This window comes from Pseudomonas sp. 02C 26 (assembly GCF_002843585.1).
Classification (GTDB): Bacteria; Pseudomonadota; Gammaproteobacteria; order Pseudomonadales; family Pseudomonadaceae; genus Aquipseudomonas; species Aquipseudomonas shirazensis.
The window spans coordinates 4,145,935-4,164,610 of record NZ_CP025262.1; the positions used below are offsets into that span (position 1 = coordinate 4,145,935).

An 18,676-nucleotide genomic window follows, 5' to 3' on the forward strand; every position below is an offset into this window, starting at 1 on the left:
GACGCAGCGTTAACTGCTGCAACCGGCGGTGCACTGGGAAGCTGCAATACCCTCACAGTTGCGCAGCGCACGGTGCCGCAGGGCGAATACAGCACATCGCCGGAGCATGCTAAAGTCGCGGCGTTTCCCTGCCAAACCACGGACCCCGCATGCCCCCAGTTGACGCCCATCTGACTTCCTGGCCCGAGCTCGAGCAACGACAGCCGTGCCAGGCCCTGCTTCTGGGCAACGGCGCCAGCCGTGCACTGTGGAAGCCGTTTGGTTATTTTTCGTTGTTCGAGCAGGCACAGAAGGTTCGTCACAAAGGCCTGGGCGTCAGTGACCAGGCCTTGTTCAAAGCCTTGGCCAGCGAGCTGTTCGAGCCGCTGCTGAGCACGCTCAATACTACCGTGCGGGCCAACGCCGCGCTGGCGATCAATTCGACTGCGCCGCTCAATCGCTATTACTCGATCAAAGAAGCATTGATTCATGCGATCCGCTCGGTGCACATCCCGTGGCCGCTGCTGCCCAGCGCCAACCTGAGTGCGATCAATCAGGCGCTCAGAGCCTACCGCAGCGTCTACACCAGTAACTACGATCTGCTTGTGCCTTGGGCAGTACGACAGGCGCCCGAAGGATTTGCTGCACTGTTCGACGAAGAAGGTTTTTTCGATGTCCGCCGCACTCACGCCGAGGGCACCCGGGTATTGCACCTGCACGGCGGCCTGCACCTGCTCAAGCTGCCAGACGGCAGCACGCGCCAGCGCAGCGCCGAAAACGGTGAGTTGCTTGACGGCTTTGCCGTAAATATTCCCGGCGAGGTGCCGCTGTTCATCAACGAAGACCGCAGCGAGCACAAGCTGCGCGCCATTCGCAGTTCGGATTACCTGAGCTGGGGCCTTGGCCAGCTGGCAAGCGAACGAGAGGGCCTGTGCCTGTTCGGCCAGCATCTGGACAGCACGGATCAACACCTGCTCGATGCCATCCGCCAGGCCCGCCCGGCTCATCTGTGCATTGCCATTCGGCCATTGAGCGAGGCGTCGATCATCAACCAGAAGCAGCACTTTCTGCAGCGTTTCGGCGATATGCACGAGACCTCGTTGCATTTCTTCGACGCCAGCAGTCATCCGCTCGGCGCCCCAGACCTGGCAGTCGAAGTGCCTGCCGACTTTGCCCGCCGGCGCTGACCGGCGAGCGCACGGTAGCGGTAAACAGTAACGAGCGCAGGAACCCGGCAGATGAACCCGCTAGACGATTTCGAGGCAGACTCGATCGATGCTCAGGCCGCAGGCTGGCTGGTGCGCAATCGCTATGACTCATCAAGGCATAATCGCAAGGCGTTCAAGCAGTGGCTGCGCGACCCAGAGCATGCCCGCGCCTATCGCCAGCTCGAACACCTGTGGCAGGACCTGGAAGCGCTCAAGCACGCCGCCCATCCGCCCGCGCCTGTGGCGCAGCGATCACCACGGCGGCTGGTGATGATTGCTGCAGTGGGCGTGGCCTGTGCCGTTATGACCGCAAGCCCGGAAGCCCACGGGCTTTTTCTACAGAGCGCAGACCTGCGGGCAAGTCAGTTGCCCGCAGGGGCTAGTTCAGCTGATTAAATGGCTAGGCGCGTTGACCATAATTCGCTCATGAGCGCGGACCACGTTGAGCCTCATCGCTACTTTCGCTACATCGACGATTTCCTGAGCGAAAGAGTACGTTTGCCGCGCCTGCATCCAGGAAAGGACTTCGGCCAAGTGCCAGATTGATGGGTTTCCTTCGTGGACTGGTGGAGGAAAACTCAAATAGTGCACCAACATGAGTTTGCGCATGTTCTGCCGCGACACGCCGACAACCTCCGCGACATCGGTTAACCCAACCAGGTCGGGAGTTACTTCCACAAGATGGGCTTGAGGGACAGCTCGCTGCACGTCCGCAAGGGCGCTATGCACTGCATCCTGAGCGGATCCCGCCTCGCGTGCGAACTCCAGCGCCAGCCGGCCTGGCTGGCCGACTCCGACAATAGCGTCATCACATCCCGACGCGCCTAGACGCTCCAGCAGACCATCCATGTCCTGATCGTGGGTTAACTGGTATCTGAGCGTGAAGATATATTCCGTCACTTTGACTCTCTCCCTGCGTGATCAATGCTGCGACGATGAACAACGCAGTTGTCGACGATTCGTCGTATCTGACGCGCAAACGTGTCTGGATTCTTGGGTGTGCTCCAGATACTTGCCACGCAGAATTCACCGCACCGACACTCATCGCTGTTGTAAGGACAGTAGATTTTGCCCCAGCAATGGCCGCCACCCGCTACCACTCTCCAGCCTTGCGCCTCTGCGTATCTGAGAGCCTGCTCAATCTCTTTCTTGGAATGCGCGTGGCGAGGCATCAGTTGATCTCCAGTATGTGAACATGCACCTTGGTTGTCAACCGACAACCAAGGTGCTCGGCAATCATTGCCGTGATCACATTACAGTGAGAAAAACCGAAGCAGGGTCGTAGCAAGTCAGCTTAGGAACGGTCCTACGCAGTGTCAGGATGCTTCGGACACAGCCAATTGTTGGTTATTCCCCCACAACAGCAATCAACCCATCCGCCTGCAACAACGTCTCCAGGCAGTGCTCCTTGACCCCATAAAAGCGCTTGAGCTCGGCAATTTTCTCCAGCAACACCGTGGCATCCACCGGCTGCTTGCGCTTGACCGCAAGGATCATCTTGTTCTTGTTGGTGTGTTCCAACGAGATGAACTCGAACACCTTGGTCTCGTAGCCGCAGGCTTCCAGGTACAGCGCGCGCAGGCTGTCGGTGAGCATCTCGGCCTGCTGGCCGAGGTGCAGGCCGTATTGCAGCATCGGCTGCAGCAAGCCGGGGCTTTGCAGTTGTGGGCGGATCTGTTTGTGGCAGCACGGCGAGCACATGATGATCGCGGCGTTGCAGCGGATGCCGGTATGAATGGCGTAGTCGGTGGCGATGTCGCAGGCATGCAGGGCGATCATCACGTCGATGGCGGCGGGCACCACGCTGCGCACGTCACCGCACTCGAACACCAGGCCCGAATGCTCCAGGCGTGCCGCTGCGGCGTTGCACAGGTCGACCATGTCCGGGCGCAACTCGACGCCGGTCACCTGCGCCTGGCGGCCAAGGGTGTTGCTCAGGTAGTCGTGCATGGCGAAGGTCAGGTAGCCCTTCCCTGAACCAAAATCGGCGACTTTCAGCGGCTGCTCGGCAGCCAGTGGTGCGCTGGTGAGGGCGTGGTCGAAGACTTCGATGAACTTGTTGATCTGCTTCCACTTGCGCGACATCGACGGGATCAACGCGGACTGCGCGTCGGTAACGCCCAGATCACGCAAAAACGGCCGGGTCAGTTGCAGGTAGCGTTTCTTCTCGCGGTCATGCCCTGCCGAGGCTGCCTCGCGTGCTGGCTGCGCGAGATGGCGCTGCAGCATCGGCTTGCCCTTCTTGCTGAAGGCCAACTGCACTTCACCTTCGCTGGTGAACAGGTGGGCGTTGCGAAAGCTCGCCGGCAGCAGCTCGGCGACCAGCGCCTGAACCTGCTGGTTGGGCAGATTGCGGGTGATGTCGCGGGTCTCATAGCGATAGACCAGGGACAGACTGGGCTGGCCTTTGATCAGCAGCGGCTTGGCAATGATCCGCTGTAGGCTTTGCTCGGCGCCAACATGCTTGGCCAGCACCAGCTTGGCCAGGCTGCCGGCCTCCAGCGAGTCGGCCAGCAGACGCAGAAACTGGGCAAGCGGATCAGCCGCAGACGAAGTGGAAGGCGTGGCAGGCATGGGACGGTGGGGCCTCGAATAACCGGGAGCGCAGTGCGCAGTGGCCGGCATTCTACGTTGCCGCCCGGCCTTCGCGAAGTTTTCTCGACAGCCGTGGTTAGTCCAGGATCACCAATCGATTGGGCAGTTGGTTACGTCGCTGGGTGGCCGGCAATGGTCGACTGAGCTGCTCGGCACAGGCGTCGATGCACTCGACAAAGCCCTGTAGGGTCTGACCCTGGCGGACCTGCTCGGTAAAGCGGGCGATCAACGCGGCGCGTACACGCGGGTCGAAGTGCTGTTCAATGCCGCGGTCGGTCAGAATCGTGACAAAGTTCTCGGCCTGACTGACAAAGATCAGCAAGCTGCTGGTGCCGTGATCACGTTGCCGTTCAAGGGCTCGAAATTGCTGGCGCGCAAGGCTCAGCGCAGTGCGCTGACACAAGCACCTGGGCATCAGCCGATGCCCCAGCCGTGGGTGGCGCAGCAGCAGGCACAGGGCGACGAAGATCACCAGTTGCGCCACCAGCAGGCCGCGCACGCTTGGCCAGCCCAGCAGCAGGTGCAGCAGCCCCGGCACCAGCAATGCCAACAGCGCCGCACAAAACAGCGGCAGGTAGGCAAACTCGTCCGCCCGCCGCGCCAGCACACTGACCAGCTCGGCGTCGGTACGCCGTTCGGCTCGGGCTATCGCTTCGGCGACCAGCCGTTGCTCATATTCGGTAAACACACTCATGCCGTTGGTCTCTCGATCGTTCTTATAGTTGTTGTCCCGGCACCGGGCTGGCGCGAGTGTATCTCAACAACTACCAGACATCAGGCATAATCCACCGCAGCCGCCAATGCTGTAAGGGCAGATCAATAAACGATCGCCTTTGGCCAAGAACAATAGCCGCCTGAACCCTTCGGCCACACGCATTCGTGTGGCCATGACCCAGGCCTCGAATACGGAATTGATGATGAAACTGTCCATGCTCGGCCTGGCCATGGCCTTCGCCAGTCAGGCAACGTTTGCCGCCACTGCTGCTCCGCCCCTGCAGGACAAGCAGGCATTCATCGAGCACTTGATCAGCCAGATGAGTGTCGACGAGAAAATCGGCCAGTTGCGCCTGATCAGCATCGGCCCGGAAATGCCGCGCGAGAAGATCCGCGAAGAGATTGCTGCCGGGCGCATCGGCGGCACCTTCAACTCGATCACCCGCGACGAGAACCGGCCGATGCAGGACGCCGCCATGCGCAGCCGCCTGAAGATCCCGATGTTCTTTGCCTATGACGTGATTCACGGCCACCGCACCACCTTTCCGATCAGCCTGGGCCTGGCGGCCACCTGGGACATGCAGGCCATCGCCAAGGTCGGCCGCACCTCGGCCGCTGAAGCGGCTGCCGACAGCATCGACATGACCTTTGCTCCGATGGTCGACATCGCCCGTGATCCGCGCTGGGGCCGCACCAGCGAAGGCTTTGGCGAAGACACCTACCTGACCTCGCGGATCGGCCAGGTCATGGTCGAATCGTTGCAGGGCAGCAGCCCGGCCAACCCGGACAGCATTATGGCCATCGTCAAGCACTTCGCCTTGTATGGCGCGGTGGAAGGCGGGCGCGACTACAACACGGTCGATATGAGCCTGCCGAAAATGTACAACGACTATCTGCCACCGTACCGCGCCGGCCTCGATGCCGGCGCAGGCGGCGTGATGGTCGCGCTGAACTCGATCAACGGCGTGCCGGCCACCTCCAATACCTGGCTGATGAACGACCTGCTGCGCAAGGACTGGGGCTTCAAGGGCGTCACCATCAGTGACCACGGCGCGATTCAGGAACTGATCCGCCACGGCGTGGCCCAGGACGGCCGCGAAGCGGCCAAGCTGGCGATCAAGGCCGGCATCGACATGAGCATGAATGACTCGCTGTATGCCGAAGAACTGCCGGGTCTGGTGAAATCGGGCGAAGTGACCCAGGCCGAACTGGACCAGGCCGTGCGCGAAGTGCTTGGTGCCAAGTACGAGATGGGCCTGTTCAAAGACCCGTACCTGCGTATCGGCCAGGCCAAGGATGACCCCAAGGACGTGTATGCCGACCAGCGTCTGCACCGTGACGCGGCTCGGGATGTGGCCCGACAGAGCCTGGTGCTGCTGGAAAACCGCGAGCAGACCCTGCCGCTGCGCAAGGCCGGCACCATTGCCGTGGTCGGCCCTTTGGCCGATGCACCGATCGACATGATGGGCAGCTGGGCCGCCGCTGGCCGGCCAAACCGCTCGGTCACCGTGCGCGAAGGCCTGCGCCGCGCCGTTGGCGACCAGGCCAAACTGATCTACGCCAAAGGCGCCAACGTCAGCGGCGACAAGGCGATGGTCGACTACCTGAACTTCCTCAATTTCGATGCTCCGGAAATCGTCGACGACCTGCGCCCTGCTGCGGTGTTGATCGACGAAGCGGTCAAGGCCGCACAACAGGCTGACGTGGTCGTGGCGGTAGTCGGTGAATCGCGCGGCATGTCGCACGAGTCGTCAAGCCGCACCACCCTGGAAATCCCGGCGGTGCAGCGTGACCTGATCAAGGCGCTCAAAGCCACCGGCAAGCCATTGGTGCTGGTCCTGATGAACGGCCGGCCGTTGTCGATTGACTGGGAGCGGGAACAGGCCGACGCCGTGCTGGAAACCTGGTTCAGCGGCACCGAGGGCGGCAACGCCATCGCTGACGTGTTGTTTGGCGACTACAATCCGTCGGGCAAACTGGCGATCACCTTCCCGCGTTCGGTCGGGCAGATCCCGATGTACTACAACCACCTGCGCATCGGTCGGCCGTACACCCCGGGCAAGCCAGGCAACTACACCTCGCAATACTTCGAAGAGCCCAATGGCCCGCTGTACCCGTTCGGTTACGGCTTGAGCTACACCAGCTTCGAACTGTCCGGGTTGAGCCTGAACAGCAAAACCCTCAAGCGTGGCGACACCTTGCAGGCCAAGGTCACCGTGAAAAACACTGGCAAGCGTGACGGCGAGACTGTGGTACAGCTGTATCTGCAGGACGTCAGCGCGTCGATGAGCCGCCCGGTCAAAGAGCTGAAGAATTTCCACAAGTTGCTGCTCAAGGCGGGTGAGTCGCGCACTGTCAGCTTCAACATCAGTGAGGATGACCTGAAGTTCTACAACAGTCAGTTGCAGCGGGTCGCCGAGCCCGGCCAGTTCAACGTTCAGGTCGGCCTGGACTCTGAAGCGGTGCAGCAGCAGAGCTTCGAACTGCTGTAACCCGGCCCCTGGCGCCGCGGCACCTTCACTGCATGATTACACCGCAATGAAGGCCGCCAGCGGCGACCTCTGGCTCAGCTGAACCTCTCAGGAACCGCCCCCATGCCTTCTTCGTTTCGAGCCTTGCGTCTGGGCCTGGTCGTGCTGCTGATCCTGCTCGGCACTGCCCTCAGTGCTGGCTGGGCGATGCATCACGCAAAACGCCATTCGATGCAGACCGACGCCCAGCGTGCGGCGCAACAACTGGGCCTGTATGCCAACTCGCTGCACACCCTGATCGAACGCTATCGCGCCCTGCCTGCAGTGCTGGCGTTGGACCCGGAGCTGATCGCCGCGCTGGCAGGGCCGGTCGAGCCGGCGGTTCAGCATGCGCTCAATATCAAGCTGGAGCGGATCAACGGCGCGGCCGATTCCTCGACCCTGGAGCTGCTCGATCACACCGGTCTCGCCGTCGCCGCCAGCAACTGGCGCCTGCCGAGTACCTATGTAGGCTCCAACTACGGCTTCAGGCCTTACTTCAAACAGACTCGCAGCCAAGGCAGCGGGCGCTTCTATGCTGTCGGCGTCACCAGTGGTATCCCGGGCTATTTCCTCTCCAGCGCGGTCAAGGACCTGCAAGGACGTTTCCTCGGGGCGATGGTGGTCAAGCTGGAATTCCCCGAACTTGAGCGCGAGTGGCGTCAGGGCAGTGATGTGCTGCTGGTCAGCGATGCCCGCGGGATCATCTTCATTGCCAATCAGGACGGCTGGCGTTACCGCGAACTGACCCCGCTGTCCGGAGCCGACCGCGCCGAACTGGCTGCTACCCGCCAGTACGACAAGCAGCCACTGCTGGCGCTGCAGCACCAGGTGCTGACCCGCTTCGACGAGCACAGCCAACTGAGCCGGGTGCAAGGCCCTGACGGCCCGGTCGAATACCTGTGGCAGAGCCTGCCATTGCCCAGCGAGGGCTGGACCCTGCATTTGCTGCGCAAGCCGCAGGTCAGCGAAGACGTGCGCAATGCCGGGCTGGCCGCTGCAGCCATCTGGCTGAGTCTGGTGTTCGCGATCCTGTTCGTCAGCCAGCGTATGCGTCTGGCCCGCTTGCGTCAGCGCAGCCGCGAGGCGCTCAAGCGCCAGGTCGAAGAACGCACCCGGCAATTGCGCACGGCCCAGGAGGGCCTGGTGCAGGCGGCCAAGCTGGCCGCGCTGGGGCAGATGTCGGCGGCGCTGGCGCACGAGATCAACCAGCCGTTGACCACCCAGCGCATGCAACTGGAGACCCTGCGGCTGTTGCTCGACCACGGTCGCCATGACGAAGCGCGTCAGGCGCTGGAGCCACTGGAGCAGATGCTCACGCGTATGGCGGCGCTCACCAGCCACCTGAAAACCTTCGCCCGCAACAGCCCTGGCGGCCTGCGCGAACGGCTGGATCTGGCTACGGTGGTCGATCAGGCGCTGCACTTGCTGGACACCCGCATCCGCAGCGAAGAGGTCGAAGTAGCGCTGTATCTGGCCCGCCCGGCGTGGGTGCGCGGCGATGCCATTCGCCTTGAGCAGGTGCTGATCAATCTGCTGCACAATGCCCTCGATGCGATGGCCGACAAACGCTACAAACGGCTGGAGATTCGCATCGAGAACCACGCCAATGACTGGCACCTGAGCGTGCTCGATTCCGGCGGTGGGATCGACTCGGCCGACCTGGGCAAGGTCTTCGATCCGTTTTTCACCACCAAACCGGTGGGCGAAGGGCTGGGCCTTGGCCTGGCCATTTCCTATGGCATCGTCCGCGAAGCCGGCGGCCAGTTGCAGGTCGACAACCTGCCCGGCGGCGCTCGTTTCAGCCTAAGCCTGCCACGCGATCTGGAGCCTGCATGTTGAATTCAGTGATAGTCGTCGATGACGAAGCCAGCATCCGCACTGCGGTGGAACAATGGCTGGGCCTGTCAGGCTTTGCCGTGCAACTGTTCGCCCGCGCGGATGAGTGCCTGGCGCAACTGCCCGAGCACTTCCCCGGGGTGATCATCAGCGATGTGCGCATGCCCGGCATGGACGGTCTGCAACTGCTGGCCGAGCTGCAGGCACGCGACCCGGACTTGCCGGTGATTCTCCTGACCGGCCACGGTGATGTACCAATGGCGGTCGAGGCCATGCGCAGCGGCGCCTATGACTTTCTGGAAAAACCGTTCACCCCGCAGCATCTGCTCGGCAGCCTGCGCCGTGCCCTGGAAAAACGCCAGTTGGTGCTGGAGAACCGCCGCCTGCATGAGCAGGCCGACCTCAAGGCGCGCCTGGAAACTACGCTGCTGGGGATGTCCCAGGGCCTGCAGCAGCTGCGCCGGCAAGTTCTCGACCTGGCCAACCTACCGGTCAACGTGCTGCTGCGCGGCGAAACCGGCAGCGGCAAGGAGCGGGTTGCCCGCTGCCTGCATGATTTTGGCCCGCGCGCGGCCAAGCCATTTGTCGCGCTCAACTGCGCGGCAATCCCCGAAGCGTTGTTTGAGGCCGAGTTGTTCGGCCATGAGAGCGGCGCCTTCACCGGCGCTCAAGGCAAACGCATCGGCAAGCTGGAATATGCCAACGGCGGCACGTTGTTTCTCGACGAGATCGAAAGCATGCCGCTGGCCCAGCAGGCCAAGCTGTTGCGGGTGATCCAGGAGCAGAAACTCGAACGCCTGGGCGCCAACCAGAGCATCAGCGTCGACCTGCGCATCATTGCCGCAACCAAGCCGGATCTGCTCGCAGAAGCCCGCGCCGGGCGTTTTCGCGAAGACCTTGCCTACCGCCTGAACGTGGCTGAACTGCGCCTGGCGCCGCTGCGCGAGCGGCGTGAAGATATTCCGCTGCTGTTCGACTTCTTCGCTCGCACAACGGCTGAGCGTCTGCAACGCAGTGTGCCGCCGTTGACCGGTGCGCAGTTGGCGCAGCTGCTCAGCCATGACTGGCCAGGCAATGTCCGCGAGCTGGCCAACGCTGCTGAACGGCATGCCCTGGGGCTGGGGTCGAGCGGGCCTGAAGGCGATGCCGTTGGCCCGTCGCTGGCTGAGCAGATAGAGGCATTCGAGGCACAGTGTTTGCGGGCGGCGCTGCGCCAGTCTGGGGGTGAGATCAAGGCAGTGATGGAGGCGTTGCAATTGCCGCGACGCACGCTCAACGAGAAGATGCAGCGGCATGGGCTGGTGCGGGAGGATTTTCTCGAGCGGGGATAGGCGGAATCTTGCTTATTGGCTGCTATGGGTAGGCGTGAATCTGCCTATTCCGAGTGAGACCGGGGGCTGCAAAGCAGCCCGAAAATTCTAACTGGCACACCTCCTGCACTACCCCTTCTCAAGCAGCGCTCCGGCGCGCTCCACAAAAACAACGAGAAGGTTACCTCTGATGGATAACGCCACCTCCCTGCCAACCGGGGCGGCCACAGCGCCAGCCGCCGAAAAAACCACCACCAGCCGCCTCAAGTCGATCTTCAGCGGATCGATCGGCAACATGGTCGAGTGGTATGACTGGTACGTATACGCCGCATTCTCGCTGTACTTCGCCAAGGCTTTCTTCCCTGCCGGCGACACCACGGCACAATTGCTCAATACCGCTGCGATCTTCGCCGTGGGCTTCCTCATGCGCCCGATCGGCGGCTGGCTGATGGGTATCTATGCCGACCGCAAGGGCCGCAAGGCAGCGCTGATGGCATCGGTACTGCTGATGTGCGCAGGTTCGCTGGTGATTGCGCTGACCCCAGGCTATGAAACCATCGGCGTCGCTGCCCCCATCCTGCTGGTAATCGCGCGCTTGATGCAGGGCCTGTCGGTAGGCGGTGAATACGGCACCTCGGCAACGTATCTGAGCGAGATGGCGAGCAAGGAGCGGCGCGGCTTCTTCTCCAGCTTCCAGTACGTGACGTTGATTTCCGGTCAGTTGATTGCCTTGGCAGTGCTGATCGTCCTGCAGCAGACCCTGACCACCGAGCAACTGTACTCGTGGGGCTGGCGTGTGCCGTTCGTGATCGGCGCGCTGTGTGCAGTGGTTGCGCTGTACCTGCGTCGCGGCATGGAAGAAACCGCCTCGTTCACCAAGAAAGAGAAGTCCAAAGAGAGCCTGATGCGCACTCTGATGCGCCACCCCAAGGAACTGTTGACCGTGGTCGGCCTGACCATGGGCGGCACCCTGGCCTTCTACACTTACACCACCTACATGCAGAAGTACCTGGTCAACACCGTGGGCATGAGCATCAGCGACTCGACCACCATCTCGGCCGCTACGCTGTTCCTGTTCATGTGCCTGCAACCCGTGATCGGCGCGCTGTCGGACAAGATTGGCCGACGCCCGATCCTGATCGCCTTCGGCGTGCTCGGCACGATCTTCACCGTACCGATCCTGACCACCCTGCACACCATTCAGACCTGGTGGGGCGCGTTCTTCCTGATCATGGCAGCGCTGATCATCGTCAGTGGCTACACCTCGATCAACGCCGTGGTCAAAGCCGAGCTGTTCCCGACCGAGATCCGTGCTCTGGGCGTTGGTCTGCCGTATGCGCTGACCGTATCGATCTTCGGCGGCACCGCTGAATACGTCGCGCTGTGGTTCAAGAGCGCCGGCATGGAAAGCGGCTACTACTGGTACGTCACCGCCTGTATCGCCTGCTCGCTGCTGGTGTACGCGACCATGAAAGACACCAAGACCCACTCGCGGATCACTACTGACTGATCCCGCAGCGGCAATACAGAAAGGGCGCACCGGTAATCGGTGCGCCCTTTTTTCATGTTCACCGCTCAATGTCTTCGCGCCAGTTTCAGCCTGTTAATTCCTCATTAATCTCAGACACCTAGTCTGCACAAGCTGACCAATCACTTAAACCTGCTAGGGCCACAAGCCTGCAGGCGGTGCAAGTCGCACAAATATACATCGATTAATACGATTCAAATGTGCATATTTTTGCGCTTTTTAATCAAATTAATCGGAGTAGGATTTGATTCAAGGAAACAAAACAACCTGAAACCTACCGGAGCAACCAACCATGAAAAACAAACTGATTCTCGCCGTCGCCCTCTCCGTCCTGGCTACCGGCGCTTTCGCTGAAGATGGCTTCGACCGTACCAGTGCTCATTCCTTTGCTGCCGCCAGCACTCAATCGGCAGCGTACGCAGAGGATGGTTTTGACCGCACCAACGGCGCACGCTTCGCTGAAGACGGCTTCGACCGCACCAACGGCGCACGCTTTGCCGAAGACGGCTTCGACCGCACCAACGGCGCACGCTTCGCTGAAGACGGCTTCGACCGCACCAACGGCGCACGCTTCGCCGAAGACGGCTTCGACCGCACCAACGGCGCACGCTTTGCCGAAGACGGCTTCGACCGCACCAACGGCGCACGCTTTGCCGAAGACGGCTTCGACCGCACCAACGGCGCACGCTTTGCCGAAGACGGCTTCGACAACACCAAAGGTCATCGCTTCAGCTAAGCCCTGCTGCGAGTACCCAGCCCGGCCTTGCCGGGCTTGATCATTTGCAGCAGCGCGCAGAACCGGCACACTAGGCATCTTGTCCATCCCAGAGCGGCCCTGATCAGATGTACTACTACGAACCTGCAAAAGGCCACGGCCTGCCCCACGATCCCTTCAACGCCATCGTCGGCCCGCGGCCGATTGGCTGGATCTCCTCGCACGATAGCGAGGGCCGGCTCAACCTGGCGCCCTACAGCTTCTTTAACGCCTTCAACTACATTCCGCCGATCATCGGCTTCTGCAGTGTTGGCCGCAAAGACAGCCTGAACAACATCGAACAGACCGGCGAATTCGTCTGGAACCTGGCCACCCGACCGTTGGCCGAGCAGATGAACCAGAGCTGCGCTGCGGTTGCAGCCGATGTCGACGAGTTTGTCCTGAGCGGGCTGACGCCGACGGCATCGCGCATTGTCGGTGTACCGCGAGTGGGCGAAAGCCCGGTGGCGTTCGAGTGCAAGGTGAGCCAGATAATCCAGCTCAAGCGCGCCGATCAGGAACTGGTACCCAGCTGGCTGATCCTTGGCGAGGTGGTGGCTGTACATATCGCCGAGCACCTGCTCAAGGACGGCATCTACGACACGGCTGCCGGTGAGCCGATTCTGCGCGGTGGCGGCCCGCAGGATTACTTCGAGCTGGGCAATCTGTTCAAGATGGCGCGGCCGCGCAACGACGGCTGATCACCAGATCAGCTCGCCCTCTTCGCTCACGCCCTGCAAGCGTTCGAGCTCGGCGCAAGCGGCCTCATCGGCCGCGATTGCGCCCTTGAACAGCTGGCCATCAAGCACCTTGTGAAAACGCGGCGTACCCATCCCGGCGAGTGCCTTGACTGCGATGGCAGCGTGATAACCACCGCCCTCAACCGGGACCATCGCTGAAACCGCTTCAAACTGGGCAAATTCTCTACGTGCCATGCTGCGTTTCCTTGTCGAAAAGGCGGCATTGTAACCTGCTGATCACTCGCTGAAGGTATGCAGATCCAGGCTTGCCAGCACCTGCGCCTGCACCAGTTCGCCGAGCAGGTCGAGATTGGCCGAGGCGAAGTAGCCAGTCATTGCCTGCTGATCGTGCCAGCTGCCGCTGAGCAGCCACAGGTCGTCATCGGCCTGCGAGCGCTGCACGCTGAAGCTCAGGCAGCCGGGCATGCGCAGCGACGGTTCGAGCAGGTCCCGCAGACGCGCTCCAAGCTCGGACGAGCGGCCGTTGCTGGCACGGATAAAAGCCAAGTGGGTGACCGGTTGACGTGGTGTCATGAATGCGCTCCTTGAAACAGGCCAGACGGAAGATCCAGGCGACCAAGGTTATGCCCCGCTTGACCTGCGCCGTTAGGCCATTACTGCGAGCCGCTTGCCTGATCCTGCGCCGCGGCAGGATCAGGCAAGCGACCGACAGCATTCGACTAGCGCCCAAGCTTGCCCAAACCTATCCTGCTCCCCTCAGCAGAGGAAACCCGTCATGACCACCCCATCGCCACTGGACCCCACGCTTGAAGCCCGCCGCGAGGAACTCGCCGGGTTGATCCTGCGCCATGCCGGAGGCGGGCCGTCGGCGATCGACGCGCTATACCTCAGTCGTTACGAGGAAAACCTGCGCGCAATGCCGACCCTGGCGCAGCCTGCATTGTGCATTCTGGCCCAAGGCAGCAAGACGCTGTTTCTGGGTGATGAAAGCTACACCTACGACCCTCTGCATTACATGGTGGTGTCGGTAACCCTGCCAATCACCGGCGCTAGCCTGGATGCCAGCCCGGACAATCCTTGCCTGGGCCTGCGCCTGGACCTGGACCCTGCCGAGATCAGCCAGTTGATTGCCGAGAGCGGGCCGATGCTGGTGCCCAGCCAACCGTCGGGCCGTGGCCTGTTCGTCGAGCGCAGCGATGGCGAGCTGCTCGATGCCCTGCTGCGGCTGGTGCGGCTGCTCGATTCACCACGCGATATTGCAGTACTGGCGCCGCTGGTGCGGCGCGAGCTGCTGTATCGAGTATTGCGCGGCCCGCAGGGCTATCGGCTGTATGAAATCGCCCTGTCCAACAGCCAGACCCATCGCGTGTGCCAGGCCATCGCCTGGCTCAACCGGCATTATCAGCAGCCGCTGCGTATCGAAGAGCTGGCCCGCGAGGTCAACCTGAGCACCTCGACACTGCACCACCGCTTCAAGGCCGTGACCTCGATGAGCCCGCTGCAATATCAAAAACAGCTGCGCCTGCAGGAGGCGCGCCGGCTGATGCTCAATGATGGTGTCGAGGCGGCGGTGGCGGGCTACCGTGTCGGCTATGAAAGCCCATCGCAGTTCAGCCGCGAATACAGCCGGCTGTATGGTGCGCCGCCGATTCGCGATGTCGCCCGCTTACGCGCCAGCGCCAGCTGAGCACTGCCCGAATCAATCGTGCACGGCCTGTTGCCATTGCGCCTGATCGACCTGCAGCAGCGTGGGCTTGTTGCGCTCGACGGCGCGGGCCAACGCCGTCTGCAACTGCGCGACGTCGTTGACCTGCTCGGCGGCCGCGCCCAGGCCCTGCGCTACGGCGATGAAGTCTGGGGTATGGATATCCACCCCGACCGGCTTGATATCGCGGTTGAGCATGTACTTCTTGATCTCTTCATAGCCGTGGTTATTCCACAGCAGGACAATCAGCGGCACCTGCGCCTCCACCGCGCTGGCCAATTCCGGCAGGGTGAACTGCAGGCCACCATCGCCAATCAGACAGACCACTGGCGCGCGTTGTTTGATCACCGCCGAGCTGCCCAGCCAGGCCCCCATCGCTGCTGGCAACGCATAGCCGAGCGTGCCGTAGCCGGTCGATGCATTGAACCAGCGGCGCGGCGCAGGCATGTCGAGAGTCAGATTACCGGTGTAGACCGGCTGGGTTGAGTCACCGACCAGCACCACCTCTGGCAGCGTCTGCAGCAATGTCTTGAGCAAGCGGGTCTGGCTCAGGCTGGGCTGGTCCCAGCTGGCCGCCAGGGTCTGGCGCAGTCGCGCGGCCCGAGCGGTGCCCCAACTGGCTTGACGCTGCGCTGCTGGCTGCAGCTGCACTGCAGCCAGCAAGGCCTGCGCGGCCTGCTCGGCATCGGCCACCAGGGCAAGCTCCGGCAAATAGTTGCGCACAGTCTGGTCCGGATCGATGTCGATCCGCAGCAGGCTGCCGGGAATCTTGAAACCACCCTGGAAGGTCACGTCGTAGTCGGTTTCTGCCAGCTCAGTGCCAATCGCCAGCACAACATCGGCTTCGCCGATCAGTTCACGGGTAACGGGCAGCGACTGGGTCGAACCAATCTGCAAGGGATGATCTGCCGGCACTAGGCCTTTGGCATTGATGGTCAAAGCTACCGGCGCCTGCAGATGTTCCGCCAATGCGGCCAATGCCGCGCCGGCCGCGAGCGCACCGCCGCCGGCAAGGATCAATGGCCGTTGCGCCTGGGCCAGACGTGTTGCCATCTGCGCAACGGTGGTCGGCGCCGCTGCTGCGCGGCTGACCCGGATCGGTCGGCCTGGCAACAAATGATCGGCCGGCTCGACCAGCACATCCAGCGGGATCTCGATATGCACAGGCCGTGGCCGGGCGCCATCGAACACGGCGAACGCACGCGCCAGCACCTGCGGCAAGTCATCGGCGCTCATCAGGGTTTGCGAAAATGCGCTGACTCCAGCGACCAGCCCGCGCTGATCGGGCAACTCGTGCAGCTTGCCGCGCCCGCCACCCAGGGCATTGCGCGACTGCACACTGGAGATCACCAGCATCGGAATCGAGTCGGCATATGCCTGGCCCATGGCGGTGGTGATGTTGGTCATGCCTGGGCCAGTGATGATAAAGCACACGCCAGGCACGCCGCGCGTGCGTGCATAACCGTCGGCCATGAACCCGGCGCCTTGCTCATGGCGCGGGGTGATGTGGCGAATCGTGGAGCCCGCTAGGGCGCGGTAAAGCTCGACGGTATGCACGCCGGGGATGCCGAAGACATGGTCGACGCCATAGCCTTCGAGGAGTTTGACCAGTACTTCACCACAGGTTGCCATCGTCCGATACCCGCTTGTTGTTCAAATAATGAGCGTATTGAACCCGCGGGGCCGCTATCGTCACAATGCAAAAAAACACATACTAGCCATGACCTCAGAACATGGCTGCACACGATGAATCGACTCCCTCCCCTGTCAGCCCTGCAGACTTTTCTGATCACCGCGCAGCACTGCAACTTCACCCACGCCGGCCAGCAGTTGAATATCAGTCAAGGTGCGGTGAGTCGGCAGATCGCCGGGCTCGAGGCGCATTTGGGCTACGCCTTGTTCGTTCGTCAGGCACGCGGCCTGCGCCTGACCCGCGAGGGCCAGGACTGGTTGCCGCGGGTACAGCAGATGTTCGCGCTGCTCGAACAGGGAGTGCGCGAAGTCGCCGTGCGCAGTGCAGTGCTGCAGCTCAAGGCGCCGACCTGTGTAATGCGCTGGCTGTTGCCGCGCTTGATCGAGTGGCAGGCGCTGCGCCCGGACATCCCGGTCGAAGTCACCAGTTCGGTCCAGCACGGGGTCGACTTTCAGCATGAACAGTTCGATGCTGCGGTGCTCTACGGGCCTGCACCCGAGCCTGGCCCGCACGCGCGAAAGCTGTTTGATGAGCAACTTACGCCGGTCTGCGCGCCTTCGCTGTTGAACGGTAATTTGCCCCTGCAGCAACTTGCCGACCTGCCTGCACACATGCTGCTGCACCCGTCCCGCGACGAGCACGACTGGCGCCTGTGGTTAGCGACGGCAGGCTCGACTGAGGTGCATGGCCGACGCCAGCATTTCGAGACGCTGGACATGGCCGTGGCGATGGCTGCGCAAGGTACCGGGGTGGCGATTGGCGACTGGGCATTGATTGCCGATGATCTGCGCGAAGGGCGCTTGTGCATGCCGTTTGCCCTGAAGGTGAGCACCGGCAGCAGCTATTATCTGACCAGCCCGGACAGGCCAATGCCTGCGGGACTGATCGAGTTGCTGGAGTGGCTGCAAACACGCGCCGAGCAATAGCCGCGGTTACTCCTCGACGCTCATGTATTCCTTGGCCCAGCGGATGTAGTCCTCAGGCTGGGTATAGGTGTGCGAGAGCTCGGTAGCGCTGAGGTTTTCCGACTTGTTCTGCTGGCCACGCTGCAGGCGCAGGCAATCGTAGGTGGCCTTGATCGCAGCAAAGTAGGCGGCATGACCATCGACCACGATGCGCACGCCCAAGCGCGCCAGACGCTCGTCATCGCCCAGGTTCGGGTTGCCGTAAGTCACCAGCATCAACGGCACGCTGAGGTGCTCGGAGATCTGCTCGAGGTGGTCGAAATCCTTGACCCCGACCATGCAGATCGCGTCGGCACCGGCCTTCTGGTAGCTCTGGGTACGGACGATGATCTCTTCGGTGCTGAGTACGCCGGCGTTGGTCCGCGCGATGATCGACAGCGACGAATCGACCCGGGCTTCGAGGGCCGCGCGGATCTTGCCGACGCCTTCGTCGACGGAGATCAGGTCGGTGGACTTGCGCCCGAACTGAGCTGGCAGCAGCGTGTCTTCAATGGTCAGTGCCGCCACGCCCGCGCGCTCGAGTTCGATCACGGTGCGCATGACGTTGAGGGCATTGCCATAACCATGGTCGGCGTCGGCCATGACCGGCAGTTGCGCAACGCGGCCGATGCGGGTGGCTTGCTCGACGAACTCGCTCAGGGTGATCAAGGCAAAGTCAGGCGCAGCCAGTACCTGCAGGGAGGCGACCGAACCACCGAGAATACCCACCTCAAAGCCCAGGTCTGCCGCGATGCGCGCCGACATGGGGTCAAACACGGAAGCTGTGTGGAAGCACGAACCGGAAGCGAGCAGCTCGCGGAAGGCAAAACGTAAATCCTGGTGGGAAGCCCTGGGCATGATCACTCCGCAATAAAGTTGTAATTGAACTGGCTGAAAACCGACCCTTGAATGTGGGGTCTACCTGACCCGTTCCAACCGTCGCCATCTGGGCGGTCATGCTCGACATGCAGGCAGAGGAATAAAAGGCGTGGGCTACAGCGGCGCGGGAAACTGCGACTATTTGCTGCACCATGCTGGTGCAAAGCCCCGTAATCAGCCACTGCGGCTCCGCCACGATATCACGCAGCCACTTCGGTTCGGTCGAAAGCGCGTATGCCGATCGTGCATAGGTGATGCACATACTGGATAGGAAGCTACCTAAGTCAGGTTACACTTGGCTTGCGCCTGATGGCCCT

The 18,676-nt window shown here is 62.1% G+C and carries 18 protein-coding genes; 10 read left to right on the forward strand and 8 right to left on the reverse strand.

Features of this window, described 5'->3' with window-relative positions; genetic code table 11:
- Window positions 1–149 precede the first annotated feature (149 nt).
- Together CXQ80_RS18895 and CXQ80_RS18900 are read left to right on the forward strand one after the other, a co-directional pair.
- Window positions 150–1,166, forward strand: a complete 1,017-nt coding sequence (locus CXQ80_RS18895) for a DUF4917 family protein (RefSeq protein ID WP_101321913.1) — start codon at window positions 150–152, stop codon at window positions 1,164–1,166.
- A gap of 51 nt (window positions 1,167–1,217) precedes the next feature.
- A complete protein-coding gene (locus CXQ80_RS18900) occupies window positions 1,218–1,583 on the forward strand; it encodes a DUF4880 domain-containing protein (protein WP_101321914.1) in 366 nt (121 codons plus the stop codon).
- Here CXQ80_RS18900 and CXQ80_RS18905 read toward each other — a convergent pair.
- The 4 genes from CXQ80_RS18905 to CXQ80_RS18920 all read right to left on the reverse strand — a co-directional run bounded on the left by CXQ80_RS18905 (window position 1,572) and on the right by CXQ80_RS18920 (window position 4,476).
- Window positions 1,572–2,036 (reverse strand): AlpA family transcriptional regulator, encoded by a 465-nt coding sequence (locus CXQ80_RS18905; protein WP_101323096.1) that lies wholly within the window; start codon window positions 2,034–2,036, stop codon window positions 1,572–1,574. The genes CXQ80_RS18900 and CXQ80_RS18905 overlap by 12 nt on opposite strands.
- Window positions 2,037–2,083: 47 nt before the next feature.
- On the reverse strand, window positions 2,084–2,359 hold the full coding sequence (locus CXQ80_RS25055) for a hypothetical protein (RefSeq protein WP_101321915.1): 276 nt from the start codon (window positions 2,357–2,359) through the stop codon (window positions 2,084–2,086).
- 175 nt (window positions 2,360–2,534) lie between these two features.
- The gene (locus CXQ80_RS18915) at window positions 2,535–3,761 is read right to left on the reverse strand and encodes an SAM-dependent methyltransferase (protein WP_101321916.1); all 1,227 of its coding nucleotides are present in this window, start codon (window positions 3,759–3,761) and stop codon (window positions 2,535–2,537) included.
- A 97-nt stretch (window positions 3,762–3,858) separates the two neighbouring features.
- A complete protein-coding gene (locus CXQ80_RS18920) occupies window positions 3,859–4,476 on the reverse strand; it encodes a hypothetical protein (protein WP_101321917.1) in 618 nt (205 codons plus the stop codon).
- Between the two features lie 220 nt (window positions 4,477–4,696).
- Between CXQ80_RS18920 and bglX the strand changes: the two genes are divergently transcribed.
- The 6 genes from bglX to CXQ80_RS18950 all read left to right on the forward strand — a co-directional run bounded on the left by bglX (window position 4,697) and on the right by CXQ80_RS18950 (window position 13,138).
- Complete coding sequence (gene bglX / locus CXQ80_RS18925) at window positions 4,697–6,988, forward strand: beta-glucosidase BglX (protein WP_101323097.1); 2,292 nt, start codon at window positions 4,697–4,699, stop codon at window positions 6,986–6,988.
- 102 nt (window positions 6,989–7,090) lie between these two features.
- Window positions 7,091–8,848 (forward strand): ATP-binding protein, encoded by a 1,758-nt coding sequence (locus CXQ80_RS18930; protein WP_101321918.1) that lies wholly within the window; start codon window positions 7,091–7,093, stop codon window positions 8,846–8,848.
- Window positions 8,842–10,176 (forward strand): sigma-54 dependent transcriptional regulator, encoded by a 1,335-nt coding sequence (locus CXQ80_RS18935; RefSeq protein WP_101321919.1) that lies wholly within the window; start codon window positions 8,842–8,844, stop codon window positions 10,174–10,176. The genes CXQ80_RS18930 and CXQ80_RS18935 overlap by 7 nt, the downstream gene beginning before the upstream one ends.
- A gap of 169 nt (window positions 10,177–10,345) precedes the next feature.
- Window positions 10,346–11,665 (forward strand): MFS transporter, encoded by a 1,320-nt coding sequence (locus tag CXQ80_RS18940; protein ID WP_101321920.1) that lies wholly within the window; start codon window positions 10,346–10,348, stop codon window positions 11,663–11,665.
- A 310-nt stretch (window positions 11,666–11,975) separates the two neighbouring features.
- Window positions 11,976–12,419: a heme utilization protein gene (locus CXQ80_RS18945; RefSeq protein ID WP_101321921.1), complete on the forward strand. Its 444-nt coding sequence runs from the start codon at window positions 11,976–11,978 to the stop codon at window positions 12,417–12,419.
- A gap of 107 nt (window positions 12,420–12,526) precedes the next feature.
- Complete coding sequence (locus CXQ80_RS18950) at window positions 12,527–13,138, forward strand: flavin reductase family protein (protein WP_101321922.1); 612 nt, start codon at window positions 12,527–12,529, stop codon at window positions 13,136–13,138.
- Here CXQ80_RS18950 and CXQ80_RS18955 read toward each other — a convergent pair whose 3' ends face one another.
- Window positions 13,139–13,372, reverse strand: coding sequence for a hypothetical protein (locus CXQ80_RS18955; RefSeq protein WP_101321923.1), 234 nt, complete (start codon window positions 13,370–13,372; stop codon window positions 13,139–13,141).
- 42 nt (window positions 13,373–13,414) lie between these two features.
- Window positions 13,415–13,711, reverse strand: a complete 297-nt coding sequence (locus CXQ80_RS18960) for an antibiotic biosynthesis monooxygenase family protein (protein ID WP_101321924.1) — start codon at window positions 13,709–13,711, stop codon at window positions 13,415–13,417.
- A 202-nt stretch (window positions 13,712–13,913) separates the two neighbouring features.
- On the opposite strand from CXQ80_RS18960, the gene CXQ80_RS18965 reads away from it, so the two are divergent.
- Window positions 13,914–14,825, forward strand: coding sequence for an AraC family transcriptional regulator (locus tag CXQ80_RS18965; protein ID WP_101321925.1), 912 nt, complete (start codon window positions 13,914–13,916; stop codon window positions 14,823–14,825).
- Between the two features lie 12 nt (window positions 14,826–14,837).
- On the opposite strand, the gene CXQ80_RS18970 is transcribed toward CXQ80_RS18965, so the two are convergent.
- The gene (locus CXQ80_RS18970) at window positions 14,838–16,475 is read right to left on the reverse strand and encodes a 5-guanidino-2-oxopentanoate decarboxylase (RefSeq protein WP_101321926.1); all 1,638 of its coding nucleotides are present in this window, start codon (window positions 16,473–16,475) and stop codon (window positions 14,838–14,840) included.
- Between the two features lie 114 nt (window positions 16,476–16,589).
- Here CXQ80_RS18970 and CXQ80_RS18975 point away from each other — a divergent pair, with 114 nt between their 5' ends.
- Window positions 16,590–17,462, forward strand: coding sequence for a LysR substrate-binding domain-containing protein (locus CXQ80_RS18975; RefSeq protein ID WP_101321927.1), 873 nt, complete (start codon window positions 16,590–16,592; stop codon window positions 17,460–17,462).
- Window positions 17,463–17,468: 6 nt separating this feature from the next.
- Here CXQ80_RS18975 and CXQ80_RS18980 read toward each other — a convergent pair whose 3' ends face one another.
- The gene (locus tag CXQ80_RS18980; RefSeq protein ID WP_101321928.1) at window positions 17,469–18,338 is read right to left on the reverse strand and encodes an oxaloacetate decarboxylase; all 870 of its coding nucleotides are present in this window, start codon (window positions 18,336–18,338) and stop codon (window positions 17,469–17,471) included.
- Window positions 18,339–18,676: the final 338 nt, after the last annotated feature.

Coding starts and splice junctions, on each gene's coding strand:
- CXQ80_RS18895 (WP_101321913.1), top strand. CDS start 150: ATGCCCCCAGTTGACGCCCATCTGACTTCCTGGCCCGAGCTCGAGCAA.
- CXQ80_RS18900 (WP_101321914.1), top strand. CDS start 1,218: ATGAACCCGCTAGACGATTTCGAGGCAGACTCGATCGATGCTCAGGCC.
- CXQ80_RS18905 (WP_101323096.1), bottom strand. CDS start 2,036: ATGGATGGTCTGCTGGAGCGTCTAGGCGCGTCGGGATGTGATGACGCT.
- CXQ80_RS25055 (WP_101321915.1), bottom strand. CDS start 2,359: ATGCCTCGCCACGCGCATTCCAAGAAAGAGATTGAGCAGGCTCTCAGA.
- CXQ80_RS18915 (WP_101321916.1), bottom strand. CDS start 3,761: ATGCCTGCCACGCCTTCCACTTCGTCTGCGGCTGATCCGCTTGCCCAG.
- CXQ80_RS18920 (WP_101321917.1), bottom strand. CDS start 4,476: ATGAGTGTGTTTACCGAATATGAGCAACGGCTGGTCGCCGAAGCGATA.
- bglX (WP_101323097.1), top strand. CDS start 4,697: ATGATGAAACTGTCCATGCTCGGCCTGGCCATGGCCTTCGCCAGTCAG.
- CXQ80_RS18930 (WP_101321918.1), top strand. CDS start 7,091: ATGCCTTCTTCGTTTCGAGCCTTGCGTCTGGGCCTGGTCGTGCTGCTG.
- CXQ80_RS18935 (WP_101321919.1), top strand. CDS start 8,842: ATGTTGAATTCAGTGATAGTCGTCGATGACGAAGCCAGCATCCGCACT.
- CXQ80_RS18940 (WP_101321920.1), top strand. CDS start 10,346: ATGGATAACGCCACCTCCCTGCCAACCGGGGCGGCCACAGCGCCAGCC.
- CXQ80_RS18945 (WP_101321921.1), top strand. CDS start 11,976: ATGAAAAACAAACTGATTCTCGCCGTCGCCCTCTCCGTCCTGGCTACC.
- CXQ80_RS18950 (WP_101321922.1), top strand. CDS start 12,527: ATGTACTACTACGAACCTGCAAAAGGCCACGGCCTGCCCCACGATCCC.
- CXQ80_RS18955 (WP_101321923.1), bottom strand. CDS start 13,372: ATGGCACGTAGAGAATTTGCCCAGTTTGAAGCGGTTTCAGCGATGGTC.
- CXQ80_RS18960 (WP_101321924.1), bottom strand. CDS start 13,711: ATGACACCACGTCAACCGGTCACCCACTTGGCTTTTATCCGTGCCAGC.
- CXQ80_RS18965 (WP_101321925.1), top strand. CDS start 13,914: ATGACCACCCCATCGCCACTGGACCCCACGCTTGAAGCCCGCCGCGAG.
- CXQ80_RS18970 (WP_101321926.1), bottom strand. CDS start 16,475: ATGGCAACCTGTGGTGAAGTACTGGTCAAACTCCTCGAAGGCTATGGC.
- CXQ80_RS18975 (WP_101321927.1), top strand. CDS start 16,590: ATGAATCGACTCCCTCCCCTGTCAGCCCTGCAGACTTTTCTGATCACC.
- CXQ80_RS18980 (WP_101321928.1), bottom strand. CDS start 18,338: ATGCCCAGGGCTTCCCACCAGGATTTACGTTTTGCCTTCCGCGAGCTG.